Below are 20022 nucleotides of genomic sequence, written 5' to 3'. Positions count from 1 at the left end.
GCAGGCGCCCTGCCGACGTGGTCGGCGGGGCGCCACCGGCGCCGGGTGACGCCTTGACTCAGCTCGCGACCGAGGCCGCCTGCTGCGGAGTCTGCTCACCGAGGCGCCCGGTCCGTCGCGCCCACCGCTCGAAGACGACCGTGCCCAGAGGCGGCACACTGGCGATCAGCGCCCACACCGTCGTCTTCGTGTCCCACTTCAGCTCACGTCGGACCAGCACCACGGAGGCGACGTAGAGGACGAAGAACGCGCCATGGATCGGGCCGAAGACCTCCACGCCGATCTCGGTGTTGACCACGACGTACTTGAAGAACATGCCGATCAGCAGACCCGTCCACGACAGTGCCTCCGCGACGGCGACGAGGCGGAATCGGGCGGCTATCGTGGCGAACACGGTCTTCCTCCATCGATCGGCGGATCTCGAGCGGCGGATCTCGAGGCGTCGTCCGAGCCGCGCCGCGAAGACGACCGCCGAGCGTGCCCGGCTGCGGACGTCCGTCGCACCTGCGCACCTCGACGCGCTCGCCACTGTAGAACGGCACTCACCCCGCCGAGCGACCCCCTCTCGAAGGGGTCCGTCCGGTCCGGGACGGGAAGTCACCCGCAGGACGGGAGCGTGCTGACCGCGACCGTCAGCCCGACGGGCTTGAATGACCGGGTGACGCGGTGGGTGCTGCATATCGACATGGACGCGTTCTTCGCCGCCGTCGAACAGCTCACCCGACCCACCCTGCGCGGCCGGGCCGTGCTGGTCGGCGGGCCGGGCCCGCGCGGCACGGTCGCCGGGGCGAGCTACGAGTCGCGGCGGTACGGCGCGCGCTCGGCGATGCCGATGGCCCAGGCTCGCAGACTCTGCCCGGTCGCCACGGTGCTGCCGCCGAGGTTCGCGGTGTACAGCGCCGCCAGCGAACGCGTCTTCGCGCTGCTCCGCGACTTCTCCCCGGTGCTGGAGCGGATCTCGCTCGACGAGGCCTTCACCGAGCCGCCGGACCTCCAGGGAGCGACGGCGGCCGAGGTTGAGGCGGCCGTGCGCGCGCTGCGAGACCGCATCCGAGGCGAGTTGGGGCTCGTCGCCTCGGTCGGCGCGGCGAGCGGCAAGACCATGGCCAAGATCGCCTCCGATCTCGCCAAGCCGGACGGACTGCTGGTCGTCCCGCCCGGCGGGGAGCGCGCCACGCTGCGGGACCTGCCGGTGCGTGCGCTATGGGGCATCGGCCCGGTCTCCGAGGCGAAGCTGCACCGCATCGGCGTGCGGACACTCGGCGAGTTCGCCGCGCTGGACCTCGGGGACGTCACCGCCCTGCTCGGTCAGGCGATTGGCACCGAGTTGCACGCGCTCGCCCAGGGGCGGGACAGTCGCCCGGTCGCGGAGCGGGCGGAGACCAAGCAGGTCAGCGCGGAGACGACGTTCGACGAGAACCTGACCGATCCGGCACAGCTCGCGGACGAGGCGCGGTCGATGGCCGAGGCGGCGCACACCCGGCTGGTCAAGGCGCACCGCGCCGCCCGCACCGTGACGGTGAAGGTGCGCGACGCCGACTTCACAACCATCAGCCGCTCCGAGACGATCAACGCCGCCACGACCGATCGAGGGACGCTGACCGCGATGGCGCTGCGGCTGATCCGACTCGCGGTGCCGTTCGGGACCCAGGTGCGGCTGGTGGGCGTCTCCCTGTCCGGACTCAGCGCGGGAGAGCAGGAGCCGCTGTTCGAGCCGGTCAGCCCGACGACACGTCGGACCTTCGGCGGCTCGGCGGTGCCTGCGCCGTCGGGGGTGGAATGGGAGCCGGGACCCGACGATGCCGAGCCGCCCGACGTGACCGTCGCCGACGTGTCCGCCAGGGCCGAGCCCGTCCGGCCTGCCGGGCAGGCGGACCGTCATGACTCGACAGAGACGGGCGCGACGTCGGAGGTCGTCACCCAGGACTCGGCGGCGTCGGGCGACCACCATCCGGGCGGCAGGCCGGTCGCCGTCCCGCCGGGAGCGGCCGTCACCCGGCGGGCAGGCGACGACGTGTCGCATCCCGAGTTCGGGCACGGCTGGGTGCAGGGAGCGGGCGTGGGTCGGGTGACGGTCCGGTTCGAGACCCAGGCGACCGGCCCTGGGCCGGCCCGGACTTTCGCGCTGACCGATCCGCTGATCACGACGGCAGACCCACTGGACAGCCTCGGCCCCGCCTTCCGACCGGGATCGGCCTCAGCCCGGCCGTCACCGGAGGAGGAGTGAGGCAGGCGCTGTCCACCACCGTCCTGACCGCGGCGAGCCGTGCCGATCGCAGGCTGAACCGTCGACAGCCGCGCTACGCGGCCGAGCTGCCGAGGGCACCGCTCAGCCCCGCAGCTCCGTGATCAGCTCCTCGGCGGCCGAATAGGGATCGCTGCGGCCGTCGACGACCCGCCTGGCCAGCTTCTCCAGGGCGACTCCGCCCCGCAGTTCGCCCATCTCGGCGCGCAGCCGGGCAGCCGTGACGGCCTGGATCTCGTTCTCCGCCCGGCGCACCCGCCGCGCGTCCAGCTCGCCGTGCTCGACCATCCAGTCCCGATGGTCGGTGATGGCCGCGACGACCTCGTCCACACCCTCGCTCTTGGCCGCGACGGTGCGCACGATCGGGGTCCGCCAGCTCGGCCCCTCCTTCTCCCGCCTGCCCAGCGAGATCATGTACTTCAACTCGCGCACCGTCTGGTCGGCGCCCTCCCGATCGGCCTTGTTCACCACGAACACGTCGGCGACCTCGAGGATGCCCGCCTTGGCCGCCTGGATGCCGTCGCCCATGCCGGGAGCCAGCAGTACCAACGTCGTGTCGGCCAGCGAGACGACGTCCACCTCCGACTGCCCGACGCCGACCGTCTCGATGAGCACCACGTCGAAGCCCGCCGCGTCGAGCACCCGAAGGGCCTGCGGGGTCGACCACGCCAGCCCGCCCAGATGTCCTCGGGTGGCCATCGACCGGATGAAGACGCCGTCGTCGGTCGCATGCTCCTGCATCCGCACCCGGTCGCCGAGCAACGCACCTCCGGAGAACGGCGACGAGGGGTCGACCGCGAGCACCCCGACCCGCCGTCCCGAGGCGCGCAGCGCCTTGACCAGTGCCGATGTCGAGGTGGACTTGCCCACTCCCGGCGGCCCGGTCAGTCCGACGACCTGCGCCCCGCCGGTGTGGGGGGCGAGGGCGGCAGCCACCTCGGCCAGCGCGGGACTCCCGTCCTCCACCAGCGAGATCAGTCTGCCCAACGCTCGAGGCTGTCCGTCCCTGGCCCGCCGTACCAGCTCGGACACCGTCATTCCGCGCACCATGAGACGCCTACGCCTTCGGCACGCGCAGGAGCAGCGCGTCGCCCTGGCCGCCGCCACCGCACAGGCCCGCCGCACCGACGCCGCCCCCGCGCCTGCGCAGTTCCAAGGCGAGATGCAGGACGAGCCGCGCCCCGGACATCCCGATCGGATGGCCGAGCGCGATGGCACCGCCGTTGACGTTGACGCGGTCGGCAGGCACTCCCAGCGCCCGGCTCGACACGACGCCGACGGCCGCGAAGGCCTCGTTGATCTCCACCAGGTCGAGGTCGTTCGGGGCGATGCCCGCCTTCGAGCACGCCGCCGCGATGGCGTTCGACGGCTGTTCCTGGAGGCTGGTGTCCGGACCGGCGACCATGCCGTGCGCGCCGATCTCGGCGATCCACTCCAGTCCGAGTTCCTCAGCCTTGGCCTTGCTCATCACCACGACGGCGGCGGCGCCGTCGGAGATCTGCGACGAGGAGCCTGCGGTGATGGTGCCGTCGGCGGCGAACGCAGGTCGGAGCCGCGCCAGCGTGTCGACGGTGGTGTCGCCCCGAATGCCCTCGTCGGCGTCGAAGACCACCGCGCCGCCCTTACGCTGCGGGATCTCCACCGGAACGATCTCCTCGGCGAACACCCCGCGCCGCGCGGCGGCCTCGGCGGTCTGGTGGGACCGGGCGGCGAAGGCGTCCTGCTCGTCCCTGGTCAGCTCGTGGCGAGCGTTGTGCTTCTCGGTGGAGAGACCCATCGCGACCTGGTCGAACGCGCAGAACAACCCGTCGTGCGCCATGTGGTCGACGAGCTGGACGTCACCGAACTTGAAGCCCGACCGCGATCCCGGCAGCAGGTGGGGCGCCTGGCTCATCGACTCCTGGCCGCCCGCCACGATCACGTCACATTCACCCGCCCGGATGAGCTGGTCGGCCAGGGCGATGGCGTTCAGACCGGACAGGCAGACCTTGTTCACGGTCAGCGCGGGCACGGTCATCGGGATGCCCGCTGCTGCGGCGGCCTGCCGCGCCGGGATCTGTCCCGCACCGGCGGTGAGGACCTGGCCCATGATGACGTACTGCACCTGGTCGGGAGTCACCCGCGCCCGGTCGAGGGCCGCCTTCACGGCGACGCCGCCGAGTTCGGCGGCGGAGAAGTCCTTGAGCGATCCGAGCAGGCGGCCGATCGGCGTCCTAGCCCCGGCGACGATGACGGAACCGGTCACGACTGTCTCCTTGCGTGTGGGGGAGAGTTCGGCGAGCGGGATGCGGTGACATCGGCTCTGCTCGGACCCTACCCGGCTCTACCAGATCATCGGAGTCCCTGTCCGCGAGATCGTCCCGATGCCGCATTCGATCCGCCGTACCACTGCGCAGGTGCCCGTCGGGCAGCGGGCTGCGATGCGACGACGGCCGCCGAATCGACGCTGCCCAGGTCCTACGGTCGGGCCGAGCGGCAGGCGTTCTCGGCGCGAAGCCGGATCACACGGAAGGCGCAGTTCGGGGTATCGGCTCGGTTCGGTCGCAGACCAACGGCAGCGCGCCCCAGGCAGGACCGGCCGCCCCAGACAGGACCGACGCAGCCAGATCCGGGCGCGCGATCGCCCGCCATCCGACGGAGATCACACCGACCGTGCCGGAACCGGCAGGCAGGCGGGCGGCTCCGGTGGCGACGACGCGACCGGGTGCAGCCGACGCGACCGGGTGCGTGCGGGCGGCCGACGTGGCTGCCGAGCCCGGCGGCTCGCGACGTCAGCCGACGGCGCCGAGGCTCCGCCAGGCAGGAGTCAGCGGCCCGCCGAGCGAGGCCTGGTGTGCGCACCAGGCGGGAAAGGTGGGCGAGAGCAGATCCGCCGCCGCAGCCAGGATCGGGGCCTCCGCGAAGTCGTGGGTCACCGCCCCGACCGCAGCCCAGCCGGTGAGCAGCGCATCGCCGGGTATGCGTTCGGCCGCCTCGACGAGCCGCCGCGCCAGATCGGCGTCCTCGTGCAGCCGGTTGGCGTTGGAGGCGAGCAGATCGTGGGCGCGATGCACGTCGAGCAGCCTGCTCAGTTCGCGCAGCGGGTCCCGGTGATCGTCGACTCGCAGGTCCAGCGGGAGCACCTCGGCGCCGTCCGCGCTGCGGACCACCAGGCCCGCCGACTGCTGGCCTCGGACGTCGCCGCCTGCCTGCTGCCCGGCGCGCAGGGCGGCCAGCAGCCGCCGCGCCAGCGGACCGGTGGTGTCCAGGAACGTCTCGGACATCGCCTCGCACACGCTCGGCAACGCCAAGAGGTTGCCCTGCACGGCGTAGTGCTCCTCCGCGAGGCCGGTCGCGTGAGCGGGCGTCTCTCCGCCGGTCCAGCTGCCTGCGCCGTCCTTGCCGACAGCGCCACACTGCACCTCGGGACCCGGTTCGACGATCGTGACGGCCTGCTCCGGGTTCACCCCGGCCGCGATCTGGTCGATGATCAGCCGCTGCTCGGCGGTGCCGCCCGCCGCCAGCACCGCGACGGCCGCCACCCCCGGTTCCACGACGATCGCCCTGGCCCCGATCGCGAGCACGCAGCCCGCCACCGCGGCGCCCAGCTCACCGGTCGTCGAGTCTCTGGCAACGATCGAGAAGGTCACGGCGGAACCGTAGTTCACTCGCGCCCGTGGTGCGGGTGCGACAGGTACACCTCGGCCCGATCTCCAGGTCACGATCGGATCGACCCCGGCCGACGCCGAGTTCGCCTGCTCACCCGCGACACGAGCGCGAGCCGCCGCGAGGAGCGGGACGCGAAATCGACCGGCGGTCGCAGGACGGCGCGGCCGAACGGTGGGCCGTCCTGCCGACATCCCGATCCGCCCCCCTGAGCAGCAGACGACACCCCCTTCGCGGGCTCGGTTCCCCGGTCGGGCGTCATTAAGCTGGGTGACCATGCACAGCGAGATCTCGTCCTACGTCACGGCGATCGATCACGTCGGGATCGCGGTCCCCGATCTGGACGTCGCCATCGCCTTCCATCGAGAGCATTTCGGCCTCACTTCGGTGCACCAGGAGGTCAACGAGGCCCAGGGCGTGCGGGAGGCGATGCTGCGGGCTCCCGGCGACGACGGCGAGGGCACTGCGGTGCAGCTTCTCGCCCCGCTGACGGCGGAGTCGCCCATCGCGAAGTTCCTCGAACGCAGCGGTCCCGGGCTCCAGCAGTTGGCCTACCGGGTGACCGACGTCGCCGCCGTCGCGGAGCTCCTGCGCGCGAAGGGGCTCCGAGTCCTCTACGAGACGGCGCGCCGAGGGACGTCGAACAGCCTGGTCAACTTCGTGCATCCCAAGGACGCGGGAGGCGTGCTCGTCGAACTCGTCCAGCCCGCGGACCAGGTCGAGGCGGCCCACGATCCCGAGGCCTGACGCGCCCTTTCGAGATCCGCGCCGCTCCGCGCGACCGAAGGAGACGCCGGGACGACGACCGGCGGCGAGGAACGGACCGCCGCCCGGTTGACGCATTCCTGCGTGCGCCGCCGGGACGCTGTGGCTAGTCGTACCCACGCGGCTCGCCGCCACGGGGGTCGCCGCCGCCAGCAGGGGTTGACGCTGCGCAGATCAACGTCACCACATCGGGCGGTTCACTCCCACGATCGTGGAAGGCGGGGTGGCCGCTACCTCGGGGCGCAGGCGGCGGGCCGCAGCCGCAGATCGCCGTCTCGCGCCGCCAAGCCTTGTCCACACTCGCCGTCGTCGCCTCGTCCCGACCGCACCCCGAACGAAGGGTCACCGACGGCAGACGGGGCCGGTACGCCCGAAAGGATCACTCTCTGCATCCACTGTGGACCGTATCGTGCGATCGCGTCGAGTTCGACTAACGCGCGAGCGCCGAAACGGCAACCCGAACCGCGTCTCGTCAACAGGTCGGCGGACATGGTGAGCAGAATCGCGAAATCCGGGTAGACATTGACCAAGAGTCAACCCTGATTCACCGTACTGGGCAGGTAGCGTGACAACCATGGGCCTCGCTGACGACCGTGATCTTCTCCCGTTGGGCTCCGGCTTCGAGACAGTCCGGCGCGGCGGCTACAACCGTGCCCAGGTCGACGAACATCTGGAGCGACTAGACACCGACCTGCGCATCCTGGCAGCCGACCGCAACGCGGCTCTCTCGCAGGCCACCGACCTGGCCAGGCAGCTGGAGGGCACCCGCGCCGAGGTCGAGACGCTGCACGCTCAGGTGGAGCGACTGAGCCAGCCTCCGACCAGCCTCGAGGGAATGAGCGAACGGCTGCAGCGGATGCTGCGCCTCGCTCAGGAGGAGGCCAACGACATCCGCGCCCGCGCGGAGTCCGACGTCGCCGAGGTCAAGGCCAAGTCCGAGGCCGAGATCGCCGAGCTTCGCAATCATTACGATCGCCTGATCACCGAGAATGAGAATCGGCGTCAGGAGATGGAGTCGGAGCACCGCACCGTCCTGGAGAACGCGAACCGCGAGGCGGAACGCACAGTGACGGAGGCGAGGAACGAGGCGACCAGGCTGGTCGCCGACGCCGACCGCGCCAGGAAGGCCGCAGACGACGAGGCGGACGCCCGCCGGGTCAAGGTCGACGAGGACTTCGAGATCGCGATGTCCGCCCGCCGGACCGACGCGATGCGGGCACTGGCCGAGCAGGAGGCGCACAGCAAGGCCGAGGCGGAGCGCCGCGTGCGCGAGGCGACCCATGAGGCGAACCGGCGACTTCAGGAGGCCACGGGCGAGTCGCATCGCCGCGTCCGCGAGGCCACCGAGGAGTCCAACCGTCGGGTCAGCAAGGCACAGAACCAGGTCGAGACCCTGCGCAAGCACCGCGCCCGGCTCTCCGATCAGGTCAGGGCGATCAACGGCCTGCTCGCCGAGTCGCTGCCGCTGATCCAGCGGTTCGAGGAGGAGGCGGACGCACCGTGGCCGCACTTCGCCCCACCGCCGCCCGCCCCGCAGCAGCAGCCGCAGAACCAGCAGGCCGCCCAACAGCAGCCGAGCCAGGCTCCCTCGGCCCCGCCCGCCGCGGCGCCCGGCTTCGACCCGCCCACCCAGCAGCTCAGGCTGCCCGACGGCCCGCTCTCCGCGAGCTCCGGGCGCCCTAGCAAGGGTGCCGACTCCGAGCCGAGTGCGGGCGGGTACACGACCATCCTCGCGAAGCCGACGGTGAACGCGGAGTCCACCGAGATACTGCGCACCGACGGCGCGGCGTCGTCGAACGAGACCGAGCTGTCGGACGCCGCGGCGACGCCGGCGCCGGGCCCGCCCGCAGGTCAGGAGATCACGCTTCGCTGGTCGGAGTCCTCGGTCGGCGGCGGCACCCGGATTCAGGAGCCGGTGGGCGTCGAACCCGAGCGGACCGGCGAGCCCGCCGCCGAGTCGTCGGGACGAACCGACGAGAACGGGTCGGCTGCCGCCCCCTTCAGTCAGCATCAGGAAGAGCAGGCAACCGCCACGCTGCCTCGTCCCGACCGCAGCCAGACCTGAGAGCCTGTCTTTAATCCCCACTTTCCTGTTGCGCAGGGCCAGCGCGGCGATCTGCGGCGTAGTCGTCGGTCACCATGACACCGCCGTGGCTTCCTCCGGTCGCCGTGCAGCACAGCCACGCCGATCCCCGCGCACGACGGCGCGGGACCGAAGACCGGCACTGAGGCGTCTGCGGCGGGGCCGAGTCATCGGCCCCGCCGCTCGGCCAGCCACGGGAGCACTGCGGCGAGGAACGCGGTCGGGGCCTCCATCGGCACCAGATGCCCCGCATCCGGAACGATCTCCAACCGCCCGTGCGGGAGCAGCTCCACCAACCGCCGCGCCCCGTCGGGCGGGGAGAGTTCGTCCTGCTCGCCGACCACGATCAGCGTCGGCAGCCCGGAGTCCCGCAGCACTGCGGTGGAGTCCGGGCGGACGGCCATCGCACGCTGCGCCCAGGCGACCCCGGCGGCAGGCTGCTCCTCGATCAGCCTCCGGAGCCGGTCGACGACCGCCGGGCGGGTCTGATGGGTCGAGGCGGCCGCGAGTTTGGGCAGCATCGCGGCGGCGATCCAGTCGGCGGTTCCCTCGGTCTCCGCCCGCGCGGCCGCGTCGAGGCGTGCCGCGCGCGGCGCCTCCTGGTCGGCCTCCGACTTCGTGTCGACCAGCAGCAGACCCGCGACCCGTTCCGGTGCCAGTCGCAGGAGCGCCATCGCGGCGTAGCCGCCCATCGAGGCCCCGCCGACGATCGCTCGCTCGATCCCAAGCCGGTCCAGCAGGGCGACCACGTCGGCGGCGACGACCGCGAGGTCGGGAGCGGGCGTCTCGGCGTCCTCCTCGGCGAGCGGTGCGGTCCCCAGCCCGCGTTGGTCCGGGGTGATCAGTCGGACCTCCGCCGACAACGCGGCACGGACGTCGTCCCACATCCGCGAGTCGAGCGGGTAGGCGTGCAGAAGGACCAAGGGCAGGCGGTGATCGGCAGCTGTGGACATGAGAGCCATCCTGCCGGCGGGCTCGCCTGCGTCTCATCGAGAAAGACCGGCAGCACGCTGCAACGACACGACCGAGACCTCATACCGTGTGTCGGCGAGGTCCGGGTGGGGTGCGTCGGTTTCGCCGTCCCGGTGTCGTGATCGGACGGCCCGGACACGGCAGGCGCGCCCCGGTGGCCCGAGCAGGTTCGGTGATGGCACTTGGTTCCACTGTCGTCGTGCCATCGCGACGTACCGGGCGAGGGCGCGGGGTGAAGACCGACGGGCACCGACGACCGGCGGGTGGCCTCGGGCGGCCGGTCGCAACGCCGGAAGGAGGCCGGTTCGGCGGTGGCGGGCCGACGGCGAGTCCTGCCCCGGTGCCTGTGCTCACCAGACGGCCCGTCGCCACGGGCAGGCACGGCGATCACCTGATCGGACACCGTGGGACTCCGGCGATGCGTCCGCCGCAGACCGGGCCGCCGAGCGGCGTCGAGTGAGTCGGCCTGCGCCGCAGGCCCCCGGCACCGCCCCAGTGGGCTCAGCCCCGGTGGACGGCGAAGTGCACCGACTCGCACGGACCGTCCCAGCTGCGCGGCAGCGGTGTCGGTACCGTCGGCGCCACGATCGAGACGACTCCGTCGAGAACCTCATCCGCGCGGCCGACCCAGAGGTGGCGGGCGCCCGGATACGCGGTCACCTCGGCCTGGGGTACGACCGCAAGTCGTTCCCGTGCCTCGGCGGGCCGCAGATAATCGTCCAGCTCGGGCACCAGGGCGTGCAGGGGCCTGCCCCAGCTCGCCCAGGCCTGGAGATGCTCCGGACCGCTGAAGCGCAACGGCGGCGACAGCAGCACGGCGCCGCGTACTGCCGGATCGAGGCCGTACATCAGGGCGAGATCCGCGCCGAACGACCAGCCCAGTGCCCAGATGTCGGGCAGCTCGTGGCGGAGGGCCCAGGCCACGGCTGCGGCGACGTCGAGGCCTTCCCGTCTGCCGTGATCGAACTCGCCCTCGCTGCGCCCCGCTGCACTCGCGGTCCCGCGCGTGTTGAAGCGCAGCACGGCCAGATCGGCCAGTGCGGGCAGTCGCCAGGCGGCCTTGCGGTAGAGCTGCGAATCCATCATCCCGCCGTGGGTGGGCAGCGGATGCAGGCATAACAGCGTCGCCCGCGGGGGTCGATCCGCAGGCAGCGCCAGCTCGCCGACGAGGCTGAGGCCGTCGGCGGTGCGCAGAGTGATCGCCGTCCGCCTGCCGGGCAGCACGGTGCTCGATCGAATGGGAGTACTCATCGCCGTCGATACTGCCCGACGCCGCAGGCCAGGCAGCCTCACCCGGCCCCCGCCGGTCGCCGGAGCCGTTGCGCACGCACCGGGCGGCGACGGCCCTCCCGACGACGTGAGCAGGGGACGGCGGCAGTGACGTGTGTCTCGCCGAATCGCGTGCCCCCGGCGCGCTGGTCACCGACCTCATCGGCGGAACGGCTAGCCTGTGCCCCCGTGCCACGCCGTAACCAACCCCGCCGTGCGGGCTCCGCCGCAGCATCGAGCGAGTCCCGCACCATCGGGGCGACCCTCGGATCCGCCCATCGGGTGGCGGCACCCGACGGCGACTGGCTGGTCCGCACCGTTCCGGGCGCTCAGGCGGCCAAGATATATCGGTGCCCCGGCTGCGATCACGAGATCAGAGCGGGCATCTCACACGTCGTCGCCTGGCCCGCCGAGGATCACGGCGGCGTCGAGGATCGTCGGCACTGGCACACCGGGTGTTGGAACGCGCGGGGCAGGCGCGGCCCCACGGCGCGACGCCGCTGACTCCGGCCACCGTCTCCTCCCGAACCGGAACCGAGGCACCGGCACGAGGCCGGGCATCGCACCGGGCGAGCGGGACGAACCGATGGCGCGGACGAGTCGCCCGGCTCGGCAGCCGACGTGCGTACGCCGGTCGGGTCCTCGAACCGACGGCGACGCGAGATCAGCCCTCGAAGCGACGTGCCGCCAGGTCCGCCACGCGACGCAGTGCCTCGGCCGCATCCGGACCGACGGCCAGGACCCGCACGGTCGATCCGCCGCCCGCACCGAGGCCCATCAGCGCGAGCACGCTGGCGGCATCGGCGAGCCGCTCCCCGTACTGCACGGTCACCCGCGCGTCCAGCCCCGCCACGCGGCGCGCGAGCAGGGCAGCAGGTCGGGCATGCAGGCCGACGTCGTTGCGCAGCTCGACCTCGATCTCGCCGCCGGGAGTCTCCGAGGCGAGTACCGAATCCGAGCCGAGCGCGAGCGCCGACTCGGCCGATCCCGGCGACGACCCAGCCGCGTGCGCGAGCGCCTCGTCGCCTGCGGGCACCGCCGTCGTCTCGGCAACCCCCGTCGTCGCGACCGCCGTCGTCGCGACCGCCGGGTCGGCGGCGCCGAAGCCGGGATCGGCCAGCGGCCATTCCGCGTCCGCTGCGGCGGAGGACGCGGTCAACGCCACCGACTCCAGGTCCGCGCCGCCCTGGGCGGCGACGGCCGCCGCGACGGCGCCCTCGACGAAGGGTGCGTCGGCGACATAGGCCCGGCCTGGGTCGTCGAGCGCCTCCACGGCCAGTTCGGCCGTCATCTGGGCACTGCCGATGTCATAGAGGAGCACCACGCCTCGCCCCTGTTCGGCCCGGTCCACCGCAGCGGAGACCAGTTCGAGGTCGGAGCCCAGTTCGCCGCCGGGCAGGCCGCCCGCCGCCTCGATGCGGACGTCCGGTGCCATCTGGCCCGCCAGTTCGGCGAGGCCTGCGGCAAGCTGCCTGCTGTGCGAGACCAGCACCAGCCCGACGAGGGTCATGCGTCCTCCCCCGGTGCGATGCTCGGCCCGGTGGGCCCGCCTTGGTCGGTGCCCTCGGCCTGCCCGGCCGGGCGCCAGGACGCGGCGGAGGCGGCCAACGACGCCAGGATCAGCGCGGTCGACCGGGCGCCGGGGTCCAGATGTCCCGCGCTGCGCTCTCCCAGGTAGGAGGCGCGGCCCTTGCGAGCGATCAGCGGGACGGTGGCGTGCGCGCCGGCATCGGCAGCGGCCGAGGCCTCGGCGAGCACCTCGGCGATCGTCGCGCCGCGTTCACTCGCCGCCACGGCGGCCGACGCGGCGGGCTGCAACGCGTCCACCATCGTCTTGTCGCCGGGCTCGGCCCGGCCCCGCGCCACGACGCCCTCCACTGCGGCCGTCAGCGCGGCCGCGACGGCCGCCGCGTCCAGCACGGGACGGTCGCCGATCGCATTGCCCGCCCGCAGCAACGCCGTGCCGTACAAGGGTCCGGCCGCACCGCCGACAGTGGAGATCAGAGTGGAGGCGACCAGCCGTAGGACGGCGCGGGGAGTGTCGTCCTCCGCCGAGGTCAGCCGGTCGGCGACCATGTCGAAGCCGCGTCGCAGGTTCTCGCCGTGGTCACCGTCGCCGATCTCGCGATCCAGCATGACGAGTTCGTCTCGGTGTTCGCGCACGACCTCGGCCACTCGAAGCCATGCCGCCGCCGTGCCCGCCCCGTCGCAGCTCATCAACGCCCCCATCGCAGTGCAGGAGTGCTGACGGGTGCATCCCACCACTCGATCAGCTCATCGGTCAGGCGTAGCAGCGTCAGGCTGATGCCCTGCATCTCCAGGCTTGTCACGTACGGCCCGACCAGGCTGCGCTCCACGAGCAGGCCGCGCTCGGTCAGCAATGCGGCGGCGCTGCCATGGGCCAGGTACAGCTCGATGAGCGGGGTGCCGCCCATCGAGTTGCTGAACAGCAGCACCCGGTCGCCCTGCTGCCACTCCAGGTCGTCGAGCACCGGCTGCAACAGCTTCCGGACGAGGTCCTGAGCGGGAGCGAGCCGGGTCTTCTCTCGGCCGGGTTCGCCGTGGATGCCGATGCCGATCTCGATCTCGTCCTCGCCCAGGGTGAAGCTCGGCTCGCCCGCGTGCGGGACAGTGCAGGGAGTCAACGCCAGACCCATGGTCCGCACGCTCGCCACCACGGTCCTGGCCAGCCGTTCACAGGTGTCGAGGTCGGCGCCGGACTCGGCGGCGGCGCCCACGATCTTCTCGACCGGCAACGTGCCCGCGACGCCCCGACGACCTGCGGTGAACAGCGAGTCCCGCACCGCCACGTCGTCGTCGACGATCACGGTGCGGACGTCGACGCCGTCGGCCGCCAGCAACTCGGCAGCGGTCTCGAAGTTCAACACGTCGCCCGTGTAGTTCTTCACCAGCAGCAGTACGCCCGCACCGCCGTCGGCGGAGGCGACCGCCGCCTGGACCTGATCCGGCGTCGGCGAGGTGAACACGGGGCCGGGGCAGGCGGCGGTCAACATGCCCGGCCCGACGAATCCGCAGTGCAGGGGTTCGTGCCCGGAACCGCCGCCGGAGATCACGGCGACCCGGCCTCGGATCGGAGCATCGGCCCGGACGACATAGGCGGGGTCGGTGTGCACCCGCAGGTCGGGATGCGCCGCGGCCATGCCGTGCAGCGCCTCGGTCACGACGGTGGCAGGATCATTGATGATCTTCTTCACTGCCGTGCTCCCCCCAGACAGCCCGCCGAGTCGTCGGCCGCCCGTGCACCGCGAGCGAACCGCCGTCCGACGGCCGTGACACGCGACTTCGGGTGACCTGCCAGGACTCAGCGACCGTAACGCATCCGGACCAGGCGCAACAGCCGGCGGACGGTGCCGGACCTCCTGCCGAAGGTCAGAGCATTGATCAGCGGCCTGCCTCGTCGCCTGGTCACCGACTTGACCGTGGCGAACTCCCGCAGCCCGTCCGCGCCACGTACCCGACCGTAGCCGGAGGCGCCGACGCCGCCGAGCGGCAATGCGGGCACGGCGCCTGCGGTCCCGGCGCTGTTCACCGCGATCACACCCGCCCGCAGGCTCGCCGCGACCTCCTCCCCCCGGCTTCGGGAGAACACCGAGGCGCCGAGGCCGAACCGGGAGGCGTTGGCCAGCCGCACGGCCGTGTCCAGGTCGGGGACGCGGTTGATCACCAGCATCGGACCCCTGGTCGGCTCGGTGAGCACGGTGGAGTCCTCCGGCACGTCCAGCAGGACCACCGGTTCGACATAGGGCGGACGGAGCGACTCCAGTCCGCCCACCAGGCAGCGCGCGCCCTGGTCGATCGCCTCGGCGAGCTGTTCCCGGATGACGTCCACCTGGCTGGACTGCTGCACGGGCCCTAAGTCGGCGCCCGGCTGACCGCCGGGCCGCAGCCGGCGTGCCCGCTGCTCGACCAGGTCGACGAACCGGTCCGCGACCTCGTCGACCACGTACACCCGTTCCAGGGAGGTGCTGCTCTGCCCGGCATTGGACATCGCGCCCCACACGGCGGACTCGGCCGCGTCGACGAGATCCGCGTCGGAGTCGACCAGCATCACGTCCTTGCCGCCGCATTCCACGACCACCGGCGTCAGCGTCTGGGCACAGTCGATCAGCACCCGTCGGGCCGTGTCGGCCTTGCCGGTGAAGGAGATCTTGTCGACGCCTGCCGAACACAGGTTCGCACCGGTACTCCCGTCCCCCGTGATCACGCTGAGCACCGGGTGCTCCGGCACGATCTCCGCGAAGGCGACCGCGAGGGCGACCGCAACTCCCGGCGTCAGTTCGCTCGGCTTGAGCACCACGGTGTTGCCTGCCGAGAGCGCGCCCACCACCGAGCTCATCGGAGCGAACGCGGGCTGGCTCGCGGGACCGATGACGCCGACCACCCCCAGCGGCTGATATTCGACGGTGGAGGCGTGGTTGGTCATCAGCCTGCCGGTGGCCACTCGCCTGCGCCGCAGGATTCCCTCGGCGTTCTCCGCCGCCCACCGCAGGTGTTCGAGCACCATCAGCAGTTCCAGTCGGGCATCGTCCAGCGGCTTGCCGGTCTCGGCACAGATCAGGGCGGCCAGCTGCTCGATCTGTCCGAACAGAGCGACCCGCCAGCGGTCCAGCCGGGCTCGCCTGCCCGCGAACCCCAGCTCCCGCCACCAGGCCGAGGCGGTGCGGGCCTCGGCCACCACCGTGACGACCTCGGCGGGCGAGGTGAGTCGATGCCCGCCGACGACCTCTCCGGTGCGCGGGTCATAGGAGGTGAACTCGGCGGGTTCGGCGCACGCCCGGCGGTCACCGTCCTCGTGGGCCCGGCCGGGATCGGGGTCTGTTCCCCCCGATGAGGGGGGTGTGGGACCGGCGGGCTGATCGGTGTCGCTCTGTCGCATAAGCGTCCTCCCACCGGTGACGAAGTCGGATCAGAGCGAAGATTACGCCGCACGGTCGAGGCGATGCTCCCCCGACCAGCGCGGGTCGATGTCCGCCCGGCGATGCCTGCCGATGATCAGGCCGGGATGCGGTCCTTGACCACGCCTGCGATCTCGGTGGCCAGTGCGCAGGTGTCGACGCCCTCTTCCAGGATGTCGGACATCGACACCGTCACCACCTCGAAGTCGATGGTGTCGCCGAAGGGCGCGTGAGCCCAGGACACGTCGCACTCCGGGTACACGTTCTCATCGAGGACCCGGTAGGCGGTGGTGCCGTCCAGGTCGATCTCCTCGGCGTCGTCGCTGCCTGCCGGGTCGTAGTAGGTGTTGAAGTCGACCTCGAGTTCGACGCCGCCGCGCGACCAGGTGCAGTCGTGCAGGCCGTTGGAGTACTCCCGGTATCCCTCGCCGACCCAGCCGATGACCTCGTCGTCCTCGGCCGTCTCACACGCGTCCAGGCCTGCCAGCAGACCGGTGCCCTCGGCGTTGTGCGGCGGATCCTCACGGAGGAGTTCCACCGCGTGCTCGGCGAACTCCTTGCCGGTGGCGCAGACGTCGTCGACCTTGGCGTTCAGCTGGATCGTCAGCGACTTCGCGTTCTCCCCGTCGGTGGTGATGACGCGGACGAAGCAGACCCCGCCACCGTCACCGTCAACGGACTGGATGTGGGTCTTGAGGCCGCCGATCTCCTGGGTGGCCTGCTCGGCCTCGGAGAACACCGAGTCGCCGACGGTGAAGGTCAGCCCGACCGACTCGCCCTGCGCGTCGGAGCTGTAGAAGCCGCATCTGCTGTAGCCGCTGCGGAGGGCCTCGGGGGCCTCGCCGATGCCCGCGAACTCCTCCTCGTCGAGCAGCCCGCAGGGATCGACCGAGCGAAGAGCCGCCGGGCTGAACGCCTCGTCCTGGGTCTGTGGCTCGCCGCCGCCCTGATCAGTCTCGGTGTCGGGAGGGGGTAGGGCCACGTTCTCCCGCTCCCCAGCGGGCACGGTGGTCCGCTCGAAGGTGACCTTGGCGAGATCGGTGCTGCCCGCACAGCCCGCCGCCAGCAGCAGCACGGCCGGGATCAGGGCGAGTCGTAGACGGCGAAGACGGCGCACGGACAGCACGGTAGCGCCAGTCACCGGTCAGTGAGGTAGCAACAGACAATCCCTCAGACGGTCGTCGCCCTGCGGAGCGCAACCCTCACGGATTGTCGTCATCTCCGCGATCAATCAACCGAGGGTCCACCACGACGGGACGCAGTCTGGCCCACAGGGCGAAGAGCGCGGCCACCAACAGCATCGCCAGGCCTGCCCACAGATTGATGGCGACCCCCGCCGCCTTCGCCAGGTCCTCGTCCGTCGTGAAGCCGACGCCGAGCACGGTGAGCACCCCGCCGTAGAGGACGAACAGCAAGGCCAGGATCCACCGGAGGTCGAACAGCCCGGCGCCCCGATGGGCCTGTGCCGACCGCGCGTGGTGCTCGGCCATGGGCGTCCTCCTCACGAATAGTCGTCCGCTCGACGGACGCCGACGGTCAGCCGAAGATGACGTTCAGGATCGCGACCAGCACCAGGGCGCCGCCGCCCAGCAGCGCGGGAGAGCGGTACCAGCCCGCGTCCCGCCCGGTCGTGGAGTGCGTGCGATCGGCCTTGGGCGTCAGGCTCCAGACCAGCCCCACCAGCTCCGTCTCCGGCTTTGGGCGGGTCAGCATCGTGACGACCACGCTGACGACGACGTCGACGACGAACGCGGCACCCGCCCCGAGGAAGCTCGCGCCCTGACCCGGCAGGTCCCACACCCCCGTCTCCGCCAGGACCGAGACCGTGATGGCGGCTGCGGTGCCCGAGACGAGGCCGATCCAGCCTGCGGCCGGTGTCATCCGCTTCCAGAACATGGCCAAGATGAAGGTGGCGAACAATGGTGCGTTGAAGAAGGAGAAGAGCTGCTGAATGTAATCCATGATGTTGCTGTAGCCCGCTGCGATGAATGCAGTTCCGATCGCGATGATCGTACCCATCACCGTTGCTCGACGGCCGATCTTGAGATAGTAGCCGTCGGGTCGATCACGACGAATATAGGTCTGCCAGAGGTCATAGGTGAACACCGTGTTGAACGCGCTGATGTTGGCCGCCATGCCCGCCATGAACGCGGCGAGCAGACCGGTGATCGCCACCCCGAGGATGCCGTTGGGCAGGAGATCACGCATCAGGACCGACAGCGTGTCGTTATAGGTCAACTCGCTCTCGCCGCCCGCCTTCAACGTGGCGAGCTGCGGGGAGAGCACACCGGCGATCATGCCGGGGATCACCACCACGAACGGAATGAACATCTTCGGATACGCGCCGATCAACGGCGTACGACGGGCCGCCGACATGCTGGATGCCGACATGGCTCGCTGTACCTCGACGAAGTTCGTCGTCCAGTATCCGAAGGAGAGCACGAAACCGAGGCCGAACACGATTCCCAACGTGCTGAGGAAGGAGCTGCCGAAGCCCGTCAGCTCGGTTCCCGGCCAGGCGGCGAGCTGTTGCCGCCCCGCCTCGGCCGCGACCCGATCGGTCAACCCCTGCCAGCCGCCGACCTGGATGAGACCGACGATGGTCAGTGGCAACAGGGCGGCGACGATCACGAAGAACTGGAGGACCTCGTTGTAGACGGCCGCCGACAGGCCGCCGAGGGTGGTGTAGCTGAGCACCACCGCCGCCGCGACGACGACCGACACCCAGATGGGCCAGCCGAGCAACACGTTGATCACGAGCGCCAGGGCGAAGAGATTGACGCCCGCGATCAGCACCTGGGCGGCGGCGAAGCTGAGCGCGTTGACCAGATGAGCACCCTTGCCGAAACGACGGCGCAGATACTCGGGAACACTGCGCACCTTGGAGCCGTAGTAGAACGGCATCATGACGATGCCGAGGAACACCATCGCCGGAATGGCGCCGATCCAGTAGTAGTGCATCGTCGGCATCCCGTACTGGGCGCCGTTGGCCGACATTCCGATGATCTCGATCGCGCCGAGGTTCGCCGAGATGAACGCAAGTCCTGTCACCCACGCGGGTAGTGACCGACCGGAGAGGAAGAAGTCCAGACTGGTCGACACCGAACGCCGTGCGAGATAACCGATCAACAAGACGAGTACGAAGTAGACGGCGATCAGCGCGTAGTCCACCGGACCCGCATTCAGGCGCAGCGTCTCTTGCGCAAGAATCACCGAAGCCACCTCTCGACGGGTGAACACTCGACGCGCCCGGAACGTCGCAGGGCTGTCTCGCAGAAGACTAACCCGGAGCGAGATGAACCGCTCTGCCATCGGACGCGGCCGAGACCGGCTCGAGCGGAGCCGGTCTCGCACGCGCGCGTGCGACGTCAGTCTGGGTGTCGGTGGCGGCCGGAGAAGGCCGGTGTCAGAAGAGGCGGAACTCGTCCGGCTCGATGCCCCGCAGGGCGTCGTAGTCCAGGACGACGCAACGAATGCCTCGGTCCTCGGCCAGCGTCCTGGCCTGTGGCCGGATCTGCTGCGCCGCGAAGATGCCCCGCACCGGGGCGAGCAGTGGGTCGCGATTGAGCAGTTCGAGGTAGCGCGTGAGCTGTTCGACGCCGTCGATCTCGCCCCGCCGCTTGATCTCGACGGCCACCGAGGCGCCGCCCGCGTCGCGGCACATCAGGTCGACGGGACCGATCGCCGTCGGGAACTCCCGACGCACCAGGGTCCAGCCGTCGCCCAGGGTGGCGACGTGCTCGGCCAGCAACTCCTGGAGGTGGGCCTCCACGCCGTCCTTGACCAGCCCCGGTTCGACGCCCAGTTCGTGCCTGCTGTCGTGCAGCACCTCGTCGATGGTGATCACGACCCGCTCGCCCGCCTTGTTCTGCACGGTCCAGATGTCCGGGTCCTCGATCAGCCAGCAGGGCGGACTCATCCAGTTGAGCGGCTTGTAGGCCCGGTCGTCGGAGTGCACCGACACCGACCCGTCTGCCTTGATCAGAAGCAGCCGATTGGCCATCGGAAGATGGGCGGTGAGCCTGCCGACGTAGTCGACCTGACAGCGAGCGATGACGAGACGCACGCGGCACAGCGTAGAGAAGGCGATCGTTCGTCGGCCGACGCCCCGTCACACGGCGGCGACG

Annotated in this window: 18 protein-coding genes; 4 read left to right on the top strand and 14 right to left on the bottom strand. The window is 71.2% G+C overall.

Going from position 1 to position 20022, the window contains the following annotated elements:
• Positions 1 to 58: 58 nt before the first annotated feature.
• A complete protein-coding gene (locus tag UA74_RS33380) occupies positions 59 to 394 on the bottom strand; it encodes a DUF3817 domain-containing protein (protein ID WP_075743513.1) in 336 nt (111 codons plus the stop codon).
• A 222-nt stretch (positions 395 to 616) separates the two neighbouring features.
• Between UA74_RS33380 and UA74_RS07325 the strand changes: the two genes are divergently transcribed.
• Positions 617 to 2227 carry a DNA polymerase IV gene (locus tag UA74_RS07325; RefSeq protein ID WP_449688196.1) on the top strand — a complete coding sequence of 537 codons (1611 nt, stop codon included), beginning with the start codon at positions 617 to 619 and terminating at the stop codon, positions 2225 to 2227.
• 102 nt (positions 2228 to 2329) lie between these two features.
• On the opposite strand, the gene meaB is transcribed toward UA74_RS07325, so the two are convergent.
• The 3 genes from meaB to UA74_RS07310 all read right to left on the bottom strand — a co-directional run bounded on the left by meaB (position 2330) and on the right by UA74_RS07310 (position 5874).
• Positions 2330 to 3283, bottom strand: a complete 954-nt coding sequence (gene meaB, locus UA74_RS07320; RefSeq protein ID WP_404799964.1) for a methylmalonyl Co-A mutase-associated GTPase MeaB — start codon at positions 3281 to 3283, stop codon at positions 2330 to 2332.
• Between the two features lie 19 nt (positions 3284 to 3302).
• A complete protein-coding gene (locus UA74_RS07315) occupies positions 3303 to 4490 on the bottom strand; it encodes an acetyl-CoA C-acetyltransferase (protein ID WP_075739601.1) in 1188 nt (395 codons plus the stop codon).
• A gap of 526 nt (positions 4491 to 5016) precedes the next feature.
• Positions 5017 to 5874, bottom strand: a complete 858-nt coding sequence (locus UA74_RS07310) for a DUF1028 domain-containing protein (protein WP_198042952.1) — start codon at positions 5872 to 5874, stop codon at positions 5017 to 5019.
• A 292-nt stretch (positions 5875 to 6166) separates the two neighbouring features.
• On the opposite strand from UA74_RS07310, the gene mce reads away from it, so the two are divergent.
• Both mce and UA74_RS34170 read left to right on the top strand, forming a co-directional pair.
• Complete coding sequence (gene mce, locus UA74_RS07305; protein WP_075739599.1) at positions 6167 to 6637, top strand: methylmalonyl-CoA epimerase; 471 nt, start codon at positions 6167 to 6169, stop codon at positions 6635 to 6637.
• Between the two features lie 592 nt (positions 6638 to 7229).
• Positions 7230 to 8720, top strand: a complete 1491-nt coding sequence (locus tag UA74_RS34170; RefSeq protein ID WP_075739598.1) for a coiled-coil domain-containing protein — start codon at positions 7230 to 7232, stop codon at positions 8718 to 8720.
• Between the two features lie 185 nt (positions 8721 to 8905).
• Here the strand turns inward: UA74_RS34170 and UA74_RS07295 are convergent, their stop codons facing one another.
• Both UA74_RS07295 and UA74_RS07290 read right to left on the bottom strand, forming a co-directional pair.
• Positions 8906 to 9691 (bottom strand): alpha/beta fold hydrolase, encoded by a 786-nt coding sequence (locus UA74_RS07295; protein WP_157434042.1) that lies wholly within the window; start codon positions 9689 to 9691, stop codon positions 8906 to 8908.
• A 520-nt stretch (positions 9692 to 10211) separates the two neighbouring features.
• Positions 10212 to 10961 (bottom strand): alpha/beta hydrolase, encoded by a 750-nt coding sequence (locus UA74_RS07290; protein WP_075739596.1) that lies wholly within the window; start codon positions 10959 to 10961, stop codon positions 10212 to 10214.
• Between the two features lie 207 nt (positions 10962 to 11168).
• Between UA74_RS07290 and UA74_RS07285 the strand changes: the two genes are divergently transcribed.
• Entirely contained in the window at positions 11169 to 11483 is a 315-nt protein-coding gene (locus UA74_RS07285; RefSeq protein WP_075739595.1) for a hypothetical protein, read from the top strand.
• A 160-nt stretch (positions 11484 to 11643) separates the two neighbouring features.
• Here UA74_RS07285 and dhaM read toward each other — a convergent pair whose 3' ends face one another.
• The 8 genes from dhaM to nucS all read right to left on the bottom strand — a co-directional run bounded on the left by dhaM (position 11644) and on the right by nucS (position 19961).
• A complete protein-coding gene (dhaM, locus tag UA74_RS07280) occupies positions 11644 to 12489 on the bottom strand; it encodes a dihydroxyacetone kinase phosphoryl donor subunit DhaM (protein ID WP_075739594.1) in 846 nt (281 codons plus the stop codon).
• Positions 12486 to 13196, bottom strand: a complete 711-nt coding sequence (gene dhaL / locus UA74_RS07275) for a dihydroxyacetone kinase subunit DhaL (protein ID WP_075739593.1) — start codon at positions 13194 to 13196, stop codon at positions 12486 to 12488. Before dhaL ends, dhaM begins: the two co-directional genes overlap by 4 nt.
• Positions 13196 to 14194 (bottom strand): dihydroxyacetone kinase subunit DhaK, encoded by a 999-nt coding sequence (gene dhaK / locus UA74_RS07270; RefSeq protein ID WP_075764077.1) that lies wholly within the window; start codon positions 14192 to 14194, stop codon positions 13196 to 13198. Before dhaK ends, dhaL begins: the two co-directional genes overlap by 1 nt.
• Before the next feature lie 107 nt (positions 14195 to 14301).
• Positions 14302 to 15876, bottom strand: a complete 1575-nt coding sequence (locus UA74_RS07265) for an aldehyde dehydrogenase family protein (RefSeq protein ID WP_083682998.1) — start codon at positions 15874 to 15876, stop codon at positions 14302 to 14304.
• Positions 15877 to 15992: 116 nt separating this feature from the next.
• Positions 15993 to 17012: a DUF3558 domain-containing protein gene (locus UA74_RS07260; RefSeq protein ID WP_198042951.1), complete on the bottom strand. Its 1020-nt coding sequence runs from the start codon at positions 17010 to 17012 to the stop codon at positions 15993 to 15995.
• 85 nt (positions 17013 to 17097) lie between these two features.
• Positions 17098 to 17385: a hypothetical protein gene (locus UA74_RS07255; protein ID WP_075739590.1), complete on the bottom strand. Its 288-nt coding sequence runs from the start codon at positions 17383 to 17385 to the stop codon at positions 17098 to 17100.
• 46 nt (positions 17386 to 17431) lie between these two features.
• Entirely contained in the window at positions 17432 to 19105 is a 1674-nt protein-coding gene (locus UA74_RS07250; RefSeq protein ID WP_232237813.1) for a sodium:solute symporter family protein, read from the bottom strand.
• A 196-nt stretch (positions 19106 to 19301) separates the two neighbouring features.
• On the bottom strand, positions 19302 to 19961 hold the full coding sequence (nucS, locus tag UA74_RS07245; RefSeq protein ID WP_075739589.1) for an endonuclease NucS: 660 nt from the start codon (positions 19959 to 19961) through the stop codon (positions 19302 to 19304).
• Positions 19962 to 20022: the final 61 nt, after the last annotated feature.

This window comes from Actinoalloteichus fjordicus, assembly GCF_001941625.1.
Classification (GTDB): domain Bacteria; phylum Actinomycetota; class Actinomycetes; order Mycobacteriales; family Pseudonocardiaceae; genus Actinoalloteichus_A; species Actinoalloteichus_A fjordicus.
The sequence above is the reverse complement of the archived record's forward strand: the minus strand, read 5'-3'. Positions and strand labels throughout refer to the sequence as shown.

Bases quoted from the DNA above. Each gene is read 5' to 3' on its own strand.
- dhaM (WP_075739594.1), bottom strand. From the start codon at position 12,489: ATGACCCTCGTCGGGCTGGTGCTGGTCTCGCACAGCAGGCAGCTTGCC.
- UA74_RS07255 (WP_075739590.1), bottom strand. From the start codon at position 17,385: ATGGCCGAGCACCACGCGCGGTCGGCACAGGCCCATCGGGGCGCCGGG.
- UA74_RS07295 (WP_157434042.1), bottom strand. From the start codon at position 9,691: ATGTCCACAGCTGCCGATCACCGCCTGCCCTTGGTCCTTCTGCACGCC.
- UA74_RS07290 (WP_075739596.1), bottom strand. From the start codon at position 10,961: ATGAGTACTCCCATTCGATCGAGCACCGTGCTGCCCGGCAGGCGGACG.
- dhaL (WP_075739593.1), bottom strand. From the start codon at position 13,196: ATGAGCTGCGACGGGGCGGGCACGGCGGCGGCATGGCTTCGAGTGGCC.
- UA74_RS07265 (WP_083682998.1), bottom strand. From the start codon at position 15,876: ATGCGACAGAGCGACACCGATCAGCCCGCCGGTCCCACACCCCCCTCA.
- meaB (WP_404799964.1), bottom strand. From the start codon at position 3,283: ATGACGGTGTCCGAGCTGGTACGGCGGGCCAGGGACGGACAGCCTCGA.
- UA74_RS34170 (WP_075739598.1), top strand. From the start codon at position 7,230: ATGGGCCTCGCTGACGACCGTGATCTTCTCCCGTTGGGCTCCGGCTTC.
- mce (WP_075739599.1), top strand. From the start codon at position 6,167: ATGCACAGCGAGATCTCGTCCTACGTCACGGCGATCGATCACGTCGGG.